The organism is Mycobacterium sp. NGS59 (genome assembly GCF_059812345.1).
Genome location: NZ_JCALCN010000004.1, coordinates 172,080 through 184,439, shown reverse-complemented (window position 1 = coordinate 184,439; position 12,360 = coordinate 172,080). Strand labels below are relative to the sequence as shown.

12 protein-coding genes and 1 pseudogene are annotated in these 12,360 nt (G+C 68.5%); 11 read left to right on the top strand and 2 right to left on the bottom strand.

Annotation, left to right across the window (positions count from 1 at the left end; genetic code table 11):
• The first annotated feature begins 3 nt into the window (after positions 1-3).
• The 7 genes from fdhD to AC5Y46_RS07420 all read left to right on the top strand — a co-directional run bounded on the left by fdhD (position 4) and on the right by AC5Y46_RS07420 (position 6,995).
• The gene (fdhD, locus tag AC5Y46_RS07450; RefSeq protein WP_499942129.1) at positions 4-825 is read left to right on the top strand and encodes a formate dehydrogenase accessory sulfurtransferase FdhD; all 822 of its coding nucleotides are present in this window, start codon (positions 4-6) and stop codon (positions 823-825) included.
• Positions 826-950: 125 nt separating this feature from the next.
• Positions 951-1,319 (top strand): YraN family protein, encoded by a 369-nt coding sequence (locus tag AC5Y46_RS07445; protein WP_499942131.1) that lies wholly within the window; start codon positions 951-953, stop codon positions 1,317-1,319.
• The gene (locus tag AC5Y46_RS07440) at positions 1,319-2,830 is read left to right on the top strand and encodes a YifB family Mg chelatase-like AAA ATPase (protein WP_499942133.1); all 1,512 of its coding nucleotides are present in this window, start codon (positions 1,319-1,321) and stop codon (positions 2,828-2,830) included. Before AC5Y46_RS07445 ends, AC5Y46_RS07440 begins: the two co-directional genes overlap by 1 nt.
• Before the next feature lie 2 nt (positions 2,831-2,832).
• Complete coding sequence (gene dprA, locus AC5Y46_RS07435) at positions 2,833-3,972, top strand: DNA-processing protein DprA (protein WP_499942370.1); 1,140 nt, start codon at positions 2,833-2,835, stop codon at positions 3,970-3,972.
• Between the two features lie 48 nt (positions 3,973-4,020).
• Positions 4,021-4,869, top strand: a complete 849-nt coding sequence (locus AC5Y46_RS07430) for a siderophore-interacting protein (protein ID WP_499942135.1) — start codon at positions 4,021-4,023, stop codon at positions 4,867-4,869.
• Positions 4,870-4,905: 36 nt separating this feature from the next.
• A complete protein-coding gene (locus AC5Y46_RS07425; RefSeq protein ID WP_499942137.1) occupies positions 4,906-6,066 on the top strand; it encodes a lactate 2-monooxygenase in 1,161 nt (386 codons plus the stop codon).
• A 32-nt stretch (positions 6,067-6,098) separates the two neighbouring features.
• The gene (locus AC5Y46_RS07420) at positions 6,099-6,995 is read left to right on the top strand and encodes a tyrosine recombinase XerC (protein ID WP_499942138.1); all 897 of its coding nucleotides are present in this window, start codon (positions 6,099-6,101) and stop codon (positions 6,993-6,995) included.
• Positions 6,996-7,070: 75 nt separating this feature from the next.
• On the opposite strand, the pseudogene AC5Y46_RS07415 reads toward AC5Y46_RS07420, so the two are convergent.
• Positions 7,071-7,565: pseudogene (locus AC5Y46_RS07415) on the bottom strand (M23 family metallopeptidase); the annotation flags it as partial.
• A gap of 296 nt (positions 7,566-7,861) precedes the next feature.
• Between AC5Y46_RS07415 and rpsB the strand changes: the two are divergent.
• From rpsB to AC5Y46_RS07400, 3 genes are read left to right on the top strand one after another with little or no spacing between them, the layout of a single operon-like run.
• Positions 7,862-8,683 (top strand): 30S ribosomal protein S2, encoded by an 822-nt coding sequence (gene rpsB / locus AC5Y46_RS07410; RefSeq protein WP_499942140.1) that lies wholly within the window; start codon positions 7,862-7,864, stop codon positions 8,681-8,683.
• Between the two features lie 13 nt (positions 8,684-8,696).
• Positions 8,697-9,512 (top strand): translation elongation factor Ts, encoded by an 816-nt coding sequence (gene tsf / locus AC5Y46_RS07405; RefSeq protein WP_499990568.1) that lies wholly within the window; start codon positions 8,697-8,699, stop codon positions 9,510-9,512.
• A 10-nt stretch (positions 9,513-9,522) separates the two neighbouring features.
• Positions 9,523-10,926 carry an amidase gene (locus AC5Y46_RS07400; RefSeq protein ID WP_499990567.1) on the top strand — a complete coding sequence of 468 codons (1,404 nt, stop codon included), beginning with the start codon at positions 9,523-9,525 and terminating at the stop codon, positions 10,924-10,926.
• On the opposite strand, the gene AC5Y46_RS07395 is transcribed toward AC5Y46_RS07400, so the two are convergent.
• On the bottom strand, positions 10,923-11,342 hold the full coding sequence (locus AC5Y46_RS07395) for a MarR family winged helix-turn-helix transcriptional regulator (protein ID WP_499942143.1): 420 nt from the start codon (positions 11,340-11,342) through the stop codon (positions 10,923-10,925). The genes AC5Y46_RS07400 and AC5Y46_RS07395 overlap by 4 nt on opposite strands.
• 366 nt (positions 11,343-11,708) lie before the next feature.
• Between AC5Y46_RS07395 and AC5Y46_RS07390 the strand changes: the two genes are divergently transcribed.
• Entirely contained in the window at positions 11,709-12,344 is a 636-nt protein-coding gene (locus tag AC5Y46_RS07390; RefSeq protein ID WP_499942145.1) for an MPT63 family protein, read from the top strand.
• Positions 12,345-12,360 lie beyond the last annotated feature (16 nt).

Sequence of the window (12,360 nt, the reverse complement as noted above, 5' to 3'; positions counted from 1 at the left end):
GCAGTGGGGCACGTAACCGCGCGTCGGCGCGTCAGACATCTGGTCGCCGATCAAGTGAGCACCCGCCAGGAGATCCTAGCTGTCGAAGAGCCGCTGGAAATCCGCCTCGACGGGACGCCGGTCACCGTGACTATGCGCACGCCTGGTTCGGATGTCGAACTGGCACAAGGCTTTCTGCTGACCGAAGGGATCATCGCCGAGCGGGCGGACGTGCGGACCATCCGATACTGCGCCGGGCGCGACACCGACGGCGTGAACGACTACAACGTGCTCGACGTGACGCTGGCATCCGGCGTCGAGCTTCCGGACCTGGATGTGACCCGCAACTTCTACACCACGTCCTCGTGCGGGGTCTGTGGCAAAGCGTCGCTGGAGGCGGTGCGCGCGATCAGTCGCTACGCGCCCGGGGACGATCCCGCCACCGTCAGCACCGCCACCTTGACCCGGATGCCGCACCAATTGCGGGACGCCCAAACGGTTTTCGCGTCCACCGGCGGGCTGCACGCCGCCGCGTTGTTCGGGGTCGACGGGACGATGCTGGTCGCGCGGGAGGACATCGGCCGACACAACGCCGTGGACAAGGTGATCGGTTGGGCGCTAGAGCACGACCGGATCCCGCTGTCGGCGTCGGTGCTGCTGGTCAGCGGGCGGGCGTCGTTCGAGTTGACGCAGAAGGCGCTGATGGCCGGGATCCCGGTGCTGGCTGCCGTTTCGGCGCCGTCGTCGCTGGCGGTTTCGCTGGCCGAGGAGTCCGGGGTCACGCTGGTGGCGTTCCTGCGGGAGGATTCGATGAACGTCTACACCCGGGCGGAGCGGGTCGTCTAGAAGCCATGGTCCGGCGGGATTCGGGCTGTGGATGAATGCTCAACTGGGGATAACAGGGTCGTTGCGCCGGCCGCGACGCGTCCGTCACCGCCAATGTGTCGGGGCGAGCGGGCACATTCAGCGTCATGACGACGATGACTCGAACCCAGCTCGGCGCGCTGGGTGAGCAACTGGCGGTAGACCATCTGATCGGCCTGGGCTTGCGGATCCTGGACCGCAACTGGCGTTGCCGATATGGCGAGCTTGACGTGATCGCGTGCGACGTGGCCGCCCGCACAGTGGTGTTCGTCGAGGTCAAGACGCGCACCGGCGACGGCTACGGCGGAGTGGCGCAGGCGGTGACTGGGCAGAAGGTGCGCCGGCTGCGCCGGTTGGCCGGGTTGTGGCTGGCCGGCCAGCACGAAAGATGGGCCGCGATCCGCATCGACGTCGTCGGTGTGCGTATCGGCCGTTGCCGCGTCCCGGAGCTGACTCACCTCAAGGGGGTGGGGTGATGGCGCTGGGACACGCGTTCTCGGTCGGGGTGCAGGGGTTGGACGGGCACATCGTGGAGATCGAGGCCGACATCAGCTCGGGACTGCCGGGAGTGCACCTGGTGGGTCTGCCCGACGCGGCGTTGCAGGAGTCGCGCGATCGGGTGCGCGCCGCGGTCACCAATTGCGGCAACGAGTGGCCGATGGCCCGCCTGATCCTGGCGTTGTCCCCGGCGACGTTGCCCAAGATGGGGTCCGTCTACGACATCGCGTTGGCGTCTGCGGTGTTGTCGGCCCAGCGCAAGAAGCGGTGGCATCGGCTGGAAAAGACAGTGCTGCTGGGGGAGTTGTCTTTGGACGGCCGGGTGCGACCGGTCCGCGGAGTGCTGCCCGCTGTGCTGGCCGCCAAGCGGGACGGCTGGCCGACCGTAGTCGTTCCGAGCGCCAACCTCGCCGAGGCCAACCTGGTCGACGGCATCGACGTCCGCGGTGTGCGCACGCTCAGGCACCTGCAGAGCTGGCTGGACGGGTCCGGGAGGCTGGACGAGCCGGTGCCCGCAGCACCCGTCGTCGACGAGCCGACGGCAGATCTGGCCGACGTCGTCGGTCAGTCGCAGGCGCGTTTCGCCGTCGAAGTGGCGGCCGCCGGTGCCCACCACCTGATGATGACCGGCCCGCCCGGAGTGGGCAAAACGATGCTGGCGCAACGCCTTCCGGGACTGCTGCCGCCGCTGACCCATGACGAGGCACTCGAGGTCACCGCCGTCCACTCCGTGGCGGGCCTGCTGTCCGGGGACATGCCCCTGATCACCCGGCCACCATTTGTCGCGCCGCATCACACCTCCAGCGTGGCGGCCCTCGTCGGCGGGGGTAGTGGGCTGGCGCGTCCGGGCGCGGTCAGCCGGGCGCACCGCGGGGTGTTGTTTCTCGACGAATGCGCCGAAATCGGCGCCAGGACGTTGGACGCGTTGCGAACGCCGTTGGAAGACGGCGAGATCCGGCTTGCCCGTCGCGACGGCGTGGCGTGCTACCCCGCCCGGTTCCAACTGGTGATGGCGGCCAATCTGTGTCCCTGCGCTCCGGCCGATCCGCAGGACTGCATCTGCCCCGGCCTGGTCAAACGACGCTACCTGAGCAAACTGTCCGGCCCGCTGCTCGACCGGGTGGACCTGCGGGTGCAGATGCACGTGGTACGTGCCGGGGCGTTCTCGGAGGCCGACGGAGAGTCGACAGCACAGGTCCGGCGCCGCGTAGCGCAGGCCCGGGAGGCCGCGGCCCACCGCTGGAAGCCGCACGGCTACAGCACCAACGCCGAAGTCAGCGGCGCGCTGCTGCGCCGGGAATTCAGGCTTGGGGGTGCCGCGATGGCGCCACTGCACAAAGCGCTGCGGCAGGGGATGCTCAGCATCCGCGGCGTGGACCGCACGCTGCGGGTCGCGTGGACGCTTGGCGACCTCGCCGGGCAGACGTCACCAGGGTTAGCGGAAGTGGCTGCGGCACTGAGCTTTCGGCAGTTCGGAGCCGCGCGATGAGCATGGATGCACAGGCGCGGGCCTGGGCCTACCTGTCGCGGGTGGCCGAACCGCCGTGCGCTGAACTCGCCGCGCTGGTGCGATGCGTGGGCCCGCAGGAGGCAGCCGAGCGTATTCGGCGGGGCCTGGTCGACGGCGCACTGGCCCGCCAGACCGAAGCCAGACGTGAAATCGACCGAGCCGCAGACGATTTGGATCTCCTCGGGCGCCGTGGCGGCCGGTTGATCACCCCGGACGACGACGAGTGGCCGGTGCTGTCGTTCGCCGCATTCGACAGCGCCTCCCTCAGATCTCGGGGCGGGCCGCCGCTGGTCTTGTGGGCGCTGGGACCCGCGGTGCTGGACGAGGTGTCCCAACGTTGCGCGGCCATCGTCGGCACCCGCGCCGCCACCAGCTACGGCGAACACATGGCGGCCGACCTGGCGGCGGGTCTGGTCGAACGGGACGTCGCGGTCGTCTCCGGTGGCGCGTTCGGCATTGACGGCGCGGCGCACCGGGCGGCGCTGGCGGCCGAGGGTGTCACCGTGGCCGTGCTGGCCGGCGGAATCGACGTGCCCTATCCGGCGGGACACTCCGGGTTGCTGCACCGCATCGGTCGGCACGGCCTGCTGGTCACCGAATACCCGCCGGGTGTCCGGCCGGCCCGGCACCGGTTTCTCACCCGCAACCGGCTCGTCGCCGCCGTCGCCGGCGCGACGGTCGTGGTGGAAGCCGGTCTTCGAAGCGGTGCCGCCAACACCGCGGCCTGGGCACGTGCGCTGGGCCGGGTGGTGGCCGCGGTGCCCGGCCCGGTCACGTCGTCGGCATCCGCAGGATGTCATGCGTTGCTGCGCAACGGCGCCGAGTTGGTCACCCGCGCCGACGACGTCGTCGAACTGGTTGGTCGCATCGGTGAGTTGGCGCTCGACGAGCCGCGACCTGAGACCCCGCTGGACGGGCTGAGCGAGACCGAACGCCGGGTCCACGACGCGCTACCCGGCCGTGGTTGCGCAACGGTAGACCAGATTGCCGTCGCGGCCGGTCTGGTCCCCGAACAGGTGCTGGGGCCGTTGGCGTTGCTTGAGGTGGCCGGACTGGTCGAGCCCGACGACGGACAGTGGCGCCTCGTGCGTCGGGCGCGCAGCAAAACGCGACTCGTATAGTCGAATGAGGGTCGGGTTCGGTGCCCTCAGGTCAGAACAGGAGCAACAGTGGCAGGTCGGCCTTTGCAGGCATTCGAAGTAGTCAGCACCGAGGACCTCACCCCGCACATGGTCAGGTTGGTGCTGGGTAGCAGTAATTTCGAGACCTTCGTGCCCAGCAAGTTCACCGACTCTTACGTCAAGTTGGTCTTCGTCGCCGACAACATCGACGTGGACGAGTTGCCGCAGCCTCTGACGCAGGACAGTTTCTCCGACCTGCCCCCCGAGCAGCGGCCCCCGGTGCGCACCATCACCGTCCGCCGTGTCGACGAACAGGCCCAGCAGATCACCGTCGACATCGCGGTACACGGCGAACACGGCGTCGCCGGGCAATGGGCCGCGACCGCCGAACCCGGTCAGCGGATCTATCTGATGGGGCCCGGTGGCGCCTACACGCCCGACCCGACCGCCGACTGGCACCTGCTGGCCGGCGACGAATCCGCGCTGCCGGCCATCGCGGCGGCGCTGGAAGCCCTGCCCGAAACGGCGGTGGGCAAGGCGTTCATCGAGGTCGCCTTCCCCGACGACGAGATCGAGCTGACCCACCCCGAAGGTGTCGACGTGTCCTGGATCGTGCGCGGCGGCCGCGCCGACCTGGTTCCCGAAGACCGCGCCGGCGACCACGCGCCGCTGATCGAGGCGGTGACCACGACGCCCTGGTTGCCCGGTCAGGTGCACGTCTTCATCCACGGCGAAGCGCAGGCCGTCATGCACAACCTGCGCCCCTACATCCGCAAGGAACGCGGTGTCGAAGCCCAGTGGGCGTCGATATCCGGTTACTGGCGGCGCGGTCGCACCGAAGAGTCGTTCCGGCAGTGGAAGAAGGAACTCGCCGAGGCGGAGGCCGCGGATCAGTAGTCCTGCCGCCACCTTGCCACTGGCATCCTCTACGTCATGGCATTCGGTGACTATCAGCTCGAGATCTATTTCCAGGGCCTGGCCGGCGTAGCGCCCGCGCTGCCCATGGCCTACGCGGAGTTGGAAGCGCGGGCCGAGATGGCCATGCCGCCCTCGGTGTGGTCCTACGTCGTCGGGGGCGCCGGCGACGAGCGCACCCAGCGGGCCAACCGCGAAGCCTTCGATCGTTGGGGCCTGATGCCGCGCATGTTCGTCGGCGCCACCGAGCGCGACCTGTCGGTGGAGATGTTCGGCCTGAAGTTGCCGTCGCCGCTGTTCATGGCTCCGATCGGCGTCATCGGACTGTGCGCGCAGGACGGCCACGGCGACATCGGGACAGCCCGCGCCGCGGCCCGCACCGGGGTTCCGATGGTCGTGTCCACGTTGACCGCAGACCCGATGGAGGACGTCGCCGCCCAGTTCGGCGACACCCCCGGCTTCTTCCAGCTCTACACGCCCAAGGACCGGGAACTGGCCGCCAGCCTGGTACAGCGCGCCGAGGCCGCCGGCTTCAAAGCCATCATCGTCACCCTGGACACCTGGATCCCCGGCTGGCGCCCACGCGACCTGAGCACCGCGAACTTCCCGCAATTACGCGGGCACTGCCTGAGCAACTACACCAGCGATCCGGTGTTCCGTGCCAGCCTGCCGCGTCCACCCGAAGAAGACCCGCAAGGTACCGTGCTGCGCTGGGCCTCCCTGTTCGGCAACCCTCTGACCTGGGACGACCTACCCTGGCTGCGTTCGCTGTCCGACCTGCCGCTGATCATCAAGGGCATCTGCCATCCCGACGACGCGCGCCGCGCCAAGGACGGCGGAGTCGACGGCATCTACTGCTCGACCCACGGCGGACGGCAAGCCAACGGCGGGCTGCCGGCGCTGGACTGTCTGCCCGGCGTCGTCGAAGCGGCCGACGGGCTGCCGGTGCTGTTCGACTCCGGTATCCGCAGCGGCGCGGACATCGTCAAGGCACTCGCTCTGGGCGCGACCGCGGTCGGTGTCGGGCGCCCCTACGCCTACGGCCTGGCGTTGGGAGGTGTCGACGGCGTCGTGCACGTGCTGCGGTCGCTGCTGGCCGAAGCCGATCTGATCATGGCGGTCGACGGCTATCCCTCGTTGCAAGATCTCACCCCGGACACGCTGCGGCGCGTCGGCTGAAACACCGCGCGGGGCTCTGCGAGCGTGAGGGAGTGCAGGCGATCCTCGAGGAGTTCGACGAATACCTGGAGCTGCAGTGCGGTCGGTCGGCGCACACCCGCCGGGCCTATCTGGGCGACATCCGGTCGTTGCTGGACTTTCTGACGCAGCGGGGCTCGTCACTGCAATCGCTGCGCCTGCCGGTGCTGCGGTCGTGGCTGGCCACCGCGGCGGGTGCCGGTGCGGCCCGCACCACGCTGGCCCGGCGCACCTCGTCGGTCAAGGCCTTCACCGCCTGGGCGCTGCGGCGGGGTCTCATCGCGGACGATCCGGCGGTGCGGCTGCAGGTCCCCAAAGCTCATCGCACCCTGCCCGCGGTGTTGCGTCAGGACCAGGCGCTGGCGGCCATGACAGCCGCTAAATCCGGTGCGCAGCAAGGTGATCCGCTCGCGTTGCGGGACCGGCTGATCGTCGAGCTGCTGTACGCCACCGGAATCCGGGTCAGCGAGCTGTGCGGGCTGGACGTCGACGACGTCGACACCACGCACCGCCTCGTGCGGGTTCTGGGCAAGGGCAACAAGCAACGCAGCGCGCCGTTCGGGCAACCGGCCGCCGAGGCGCTGCGGGCCTGGTTGACCGAAGGGCGACCGGCGCTGGCCACCGCCGAGTCCGGGCCGGCGCTGCTGCTCGGTGCTCGCGGCCGGCGTCTCGACGTGCGGCAGGCGCGCACGGTGGTGCACCAGACCGTCGCCGCGGTGGACGGCGCGCCCGACATGGGTCCGCACGGGCTGCGGCACAGCGCGGCCACCCATCTGCTGGAAGGCGGGGCCGACCTGCGCGTGGTGCAGGAACTGCTCGGCCACTCCAGCCTGGCCACCACCCAGCTCTACACCCACGTCGCGGTGTCCCGGTTGCGTGCGGTGCACGACCAGGCCCACCCCCGCGCCTAACGGTTCCTCGGCGCGAACAGACGCAAAAGCCCCTATTTCGTGCCGAAATAGGGGGCTTTTGCGTCTGCTCGCCGGGGGTGCCAGCGGCTTGAGCCGGATCGGCGTCGACGCCAGCAGACCCAGCGGGTCGACGTAGTCGGCCCGCGACGCCGGGCCCCACATCGCGCCCCAGTGCAGGCATGCCGCGTCGGGACAACCTGCGTGCCCGGCCATCAACTCACCGATCACCGCGCCCGACGCCACCGACTGACCCGCCCGCACCGCGGCACGGACCGGCTCGTAGCTGGTGTGCAAACCGCCCGGATGAGCCAACGACACGGCCGGCCGACCCGCCAACACACCGGCGAACACCACCGTCGCATCGCCCGCGGCATACACCGGCTGTCCCGGTACGCCGCCGAGGTCCACCCCGCGGTGGCCGGACAACCAGTTCGGTGACGGCGCGTCGAAACCCCGCAGGACCGTCGGCGTCGGACGCAACGGCCACTGAAGCCGCCCGCTGTCGGCGTCTGCAGCCGGCGCATTGACCAGCACCCAGCCCAGGATCAGCGCCACCACCAGCCATCGCACCTGCTCAGTGCATCCGGAACCGGATTTGCGGGCCAGTCGCCGGGACGGGCCTGTGGACGACGGGCGCAGCTGGGAAAAAGCAGGTGCCGAGTCGGTGTAAACTTCTCGACGCAGCTCGTGACAAGCGGGCTGACTTCGCGCGTCTGCACAGCGACCCAGTGGTTCTGGGATCCGCGACAGCATGCCGAGCGGTCCCGCAGCCGAGTTCTCTTGGAAGCGGGTGCGGCATCGCAGCAGGCGCCAGGGCTTGGCGTCACCCGATGCCGGGCAACAACCGACACAAGTAAGGCATCAGCATGGCCGTCGTAACCATGAAGCAGCTGCTCGACAGCGGCACCCACTTCGGGCATCAGACCCGGCGCTGGAACCCCAAGATGAAGCGGTTCATCTTCACCGACCGCAATGGCATCTACATCATCGACCTGCAGCAAACGCTGACCTTCATCGACAAGGCGTACGAGTTCGTCAAGGAAACCGTCGCCCACGGCGGGACGGTGCTGTTCGTCGGCACCAAGAAGCAGGCGCAGGAGTCGGTCGCGGCCGAAGCAACTCGCGTCGGCATGCCGTATGTGAACCAGCGCTGGCTGGGCGGCATGCTCACCAACTTCTCCACCGTGCACAAGCGGCTGCAGCGCCTCAAGGAACTCGAGGCGATGGAGCAGACCGGTGGCTTCGAGGGCCGCACCAAGAAGGAAATCCTGGGTCTGACCCGCGAGAAGAACAAGCTGGAGCGGTCGCTGGGCGGTATCCGGGACATGGCCAAGGTGCCGTCGGCCATCTGGGTCGTCGACACCAACAAGGAGCACATCGCCGTCGGCGAGGCCCGCAAGCTGGGTATCCCGGTCATCGCGATCCTGGACACCAACTGCGATCCCGACGAGGTCGACTACCCGATCCCGGGCAACGACGACGCGATCCGTTCGGCCGCCCTGCTGACCAAGGTGATCGCCTCGGCCGTGGCCGAGGGCCTGCAGGCCCGCGCCGGCGTGGGACGCGGCGACGGCAAGCCGGAGGCCGAGGCCGCCGAGCCGTTGCCCGAATGGGAGCAGGAACTCCTGGCGGGTGCCGCGGCCACCGCTGACACCGGTGCCACCGAATCAACCACAGATGCATCCTAGGAAAGGCTGAGCATTGGCGAACTACACCGCTGCCGACGTCAAGCGACTTCGGGAGCTGACCGGTGCCGGCATGCTCGACTGCAAGAACGCCCTGGTCGAGACGGACGGCGACTTCGACAAGGCCGTGGAGGCGCTGCGCATCAAGGGCGCCAAGGACGTCGGTAAGCGTGCCGAGCGCGCGACGGCCGAGGGCCTGGTCGCCGCCAAGGACGGCGCGCTCATCGAGCTGAACTCCGAAACCGACTTCGTCGCGAAGAACGACGAGTTCCAGCAGTTGGCCAACAAGATCGTCGAGGCGGCGGTGTCGGCGAAGGCGACCGACGTCGACGCGCTCAAAGCGGCCGACGCCGGCGGCCAGACGGTCGAGGAGGCGATCGCGGCGCTGTCGGCCAAGATCGGCGAAAAGCTGGAGCTGCGCCGGGTCGCCAACTTCGACGGCACCGTCGAGACCTACCTGCATAAGCGCGCCGCGGACCTACCGCCCGCGGTGGGGGTGCTGGTCGAGTACACCGGTGACGGCGCCGACGCGGCACACGCGGTGGCGCTGCAGATCGCGGCGCTCAAGGCCCGTTACCTGTCCCGCGACGACGTCCCGGAAGACGTGGTGGCCAGCGAGCGACGTATCGCCGAGGAGACCGCGAAGGCCGAAGGCAAGCCCGAGCAGGCGCTGCCCAAGATCGTCGAGGGCCGGCTGAACGGCTTCTTCAAGGACGCCGTGCTGCTCGAGCAGCCGTCGGTGTCCGACAACAAGAAGACCGTCAAGGCGCTGCTCGACGAGGCCGGCGTCACCGTGACCCGGTTCGTGCGCTTCGAGGTGGGTCAGGCCTAGCGCCGGTCCGATGCCGCGCGTACATGCATTCGGCGACGACGCCCTGGGTGACCTCGACGCGATCGGTGTGGCTGAGGCCCTCCGCTCCGGTCGGCTGAGCCGGACCGAGGTCATCGAGGCGGCGATCGCCCGCGCGGAAGCCGTCGATCCCAGCCTCAACGGTTTGGCGTACGCGGCGTTCGACGGCGCTCGCGCCGCCGTCGCACGGGACTGCACCGGCTTCTTTGCCGGCGTGCCGACGTTGATCAAGGACAACGTCGACGTCGCAGGGATGCCGTCGATGTACGGCACCGATGCGTGGGAACCCCGCCCGGCCAAGGCCGACAGCCAGGTCAGCCGGGTGCTGCTGGACACCGGACTGATAGCGCTGGGCAAGACTCAGCTCTCTGAGTTCGGTTTCAGCGCCGCCGCCGAGCACCCGCGGTTGGGACCGGTCCGTAACCCGTGGAACACCGACTACACCGCGGGCGCGTCGTCGTCGGGGTCGGGTGCGTTCGTCGCGGCCGGCGTGGTGCCGATCGCCCATGCCAACGACGGGGGAGGTTCGATCCGCATCCCGGCGGCGTGCACCGGGTTGGTCGGGTTGAAGCCGTCGCGTGGACGGATGCCGTTGGATCCGCAGTACCGTCGCATGCCGGTGGGCATCGTCGCCAACGGTGTCGTGACCCGCACGGTGCGTGACACGGCAGCCTGTTATCGCGAGGTCGAGCGCGTCTTCCGCAACCCGAAGCTGCCACCCATCGGTGACGTGACCGGCCCCGGCAAACGCCGCTTGAAGATCGCCGTTGCGACGCAGTCGATTCAGCGTGAATCCAGCCCGGAAGTCCGGGATCTGACGCTTAAATCGGCTGGCTTGCTGGAAGAGTTGGGGCACCATGTCGAACACGTCGACAGCTCCTGGGTTCCGACCAGCTTCCTCGACGATTTCGTGCTGTATTGGGGACTGCTGTCGCTGGGCCAGGTGAGCGTCGGCCGGCGTGCGTTCGGTGACACCTTCGACCGCACTCGACTGGACGCGCTGACGCTGGGTCTCTATCGCCATGCCAAGAGCAATCTGCACCGGCTCCCACTGGCGATCGCGCGGCTGCGCCGGTTGCCGCGGCGTAGCGCGGAGTTCTTCGCCAGTTACGACGCCCTGCTCACCCCGACTCTCGCCGACGCGACGCCGCAGGTCGGGTATCTGGCACCCACGGAGTACCGACAGGTCATCGATCGGCTGTCCGAGTGGGTCGCGTTCACGCCGTTGCAGAACGTGTCCGGAGATCCGGCGATCTCGCTGCCGCTGGGCAGATCCGCATCGGGTCTGCCGGTGGGCATGATGCTGTCCGCGGCGACCGGGCAGGAAGCGCGACTGCTGGAACTCGCCTATGAACTCGAAGAGGCCGCGCCGTTCGCCCGGATCCACGCCGACTAGTCGGAGCCGAGCTTCTCCAACATCCGCTTGAACTCACGTTGCTGAGTCTCGGTCAGTTTGGCCAGGATGCGGGCGTCGGCGGCGCGCACCACGGACTCGGCGCGCTTGAGCAGACCGCGGCCCTTGGTGGTCAGCGAGGCCGGCAATGCGCGTCCGGACGACACCGAGGCCGGCCGGGCAACGGCGCCGATATCTTCAAGTTTGTGCAGCACGGTGTTCATCGCCTGCGGGGTGACGCTGGCATGCCGCGCCAGTTCGGCGCTGGATGACCCCGGTGATGTGGAAAGTATTCGCAGACAGACGAATTCGGGCAACGTGAGCCCCAGTGGTGCGAGTGCGGCCGACGCCTCGGGCCGCAGCACCGACGCCACCCGATACAGCAGGTAGCCCAGCGGCGCGTCCTCGGTGCGGGTCATATCAAGCATATTGACATATGTCCGCGCCGGACGGTACCGACGGCGCGTCATTAATAACTCCGATAACGCATTTGCCGCCAGCGGCATTGGCTGGTGACCGAGCCCGATTGTGCTGCCGTCCTATTCGATGATTGTCAGCCGAGGTGCGAAATCGTCATGGTGAAAATGTGAAAGTTGTGGCACGAAACGTATTGTGGCCCATCTCAAATTGCTGCTGTTTTCGCTGGTAATGAGGCTGCACAACGGGATTCGACGCGCTGTCACTGTTTGAGTATGTGTGCGTTGGGTAATTGGGCGGTTACGTGCGGTTGGCAATTGAACGAGCAAAGCTGACTGCTCCGAATGAGATCGAATGAGAGGATTGACGTGAAGTTCAGCACTACCACTGCAAAGACGGCCATCGGCGCCGCCGGTATCGCGGCGGTGAGCTTGTTCGGGGCCGCGGCGGCTTCCGCTGCGCCCACCATCGTCGAGGGTCTGGGGACGCCGGAGACGCTGGTCGACGGCCCCCTGAGCACCGACTACACGGTCAGCAACCTGCAGCCCGCCAATATCACCATCCCGGGCTACACCCCCAAGGGTCAGCTCTGGCAGGCCGATGTCCAGGTTCGCGCCAACAGCGGTGTGATCACGCCCGTGGTGTCCAACTTCAACGCCCGTGCCGAGGGCCAGAATTACCGCGTGATCACCACGAAGATGACTCCTGAAGGCTTGAGTCCTGCGCCGATCACCCAGGGCGGGATGGCCAGCGGAAAGATCTACTTCGACGTGACCGGTCCCGCTCCGACCCGGGTGGTCTACAACGACGGCGTGCAGGATGTGCTGGTCTGGGAGGGTAGCCAGGCAGGCGCCCCGGCGCCCAATGCCTTGCCGAACCCGGCGCCTGCGCCCAACTCGGTGCCCGGCCCCAACTCGGTGCCCGCGCCGAACGCGGTTCCCGGTCCGAACTCGGCCCCGGCCCCCGACGCGGTGCCGAACCCGAGTGCCCCGGCAACCAACTGACCGGCCTAACGCAGCC

Bases quoted from the DNA above. Each gene is read 5' to 3' on its own strand.
- AC5Y46_RS07400 (WP_499990567.1), top strand. From the start codon at position 9,523: ATGCCGCGCGTACATGCATTCGGCGACGACGCCCTGGGTGACCTCGAC.
- AC5Y46_RS07425 (WP_499942137.1), top strand. From the start codon at position 4,906: ATGGCATTCGGTGACTATCAGCTCGAGATCTATTTCCAGGGCCTGGCC.
- AC5Y46_RS07395 (WP_499942143.1), bottom strand. From the start codon at position 11,342: ATGACCCGCACCGAGGACGCGCCGCTGGGCTACCTGCTGTATCGGGTG.
- AC5Y46_RS07445 (WP_499942131.1), top strand. From the start codon at position 951: ATGACGACGATGACTCGAACCCAGCTCGGCGCGCTGGGTGAGCAACTG.
- rpsB (WP_499942140.1), top strand. From the start codon at position 7,862: ATGGCCGTCGTAACCATGAAGCAGCTGCTCGACAGCGGCACCCACTTC.
- dprA (WP_499942370.1), top strand. From the start codon at position 2,833: ATGGATGCACAGGCGCGGGCCTGGGCCTACCTGTCGCGGGTGGCCGAA.
- AC5Y46_RS07440 (WP_499942133.1), top strand. From the start codon at position 1,319: ATGGCGCTGGGACACGCGTTCTCGGTCGGGGTGCAGGGGTTGGACGGG.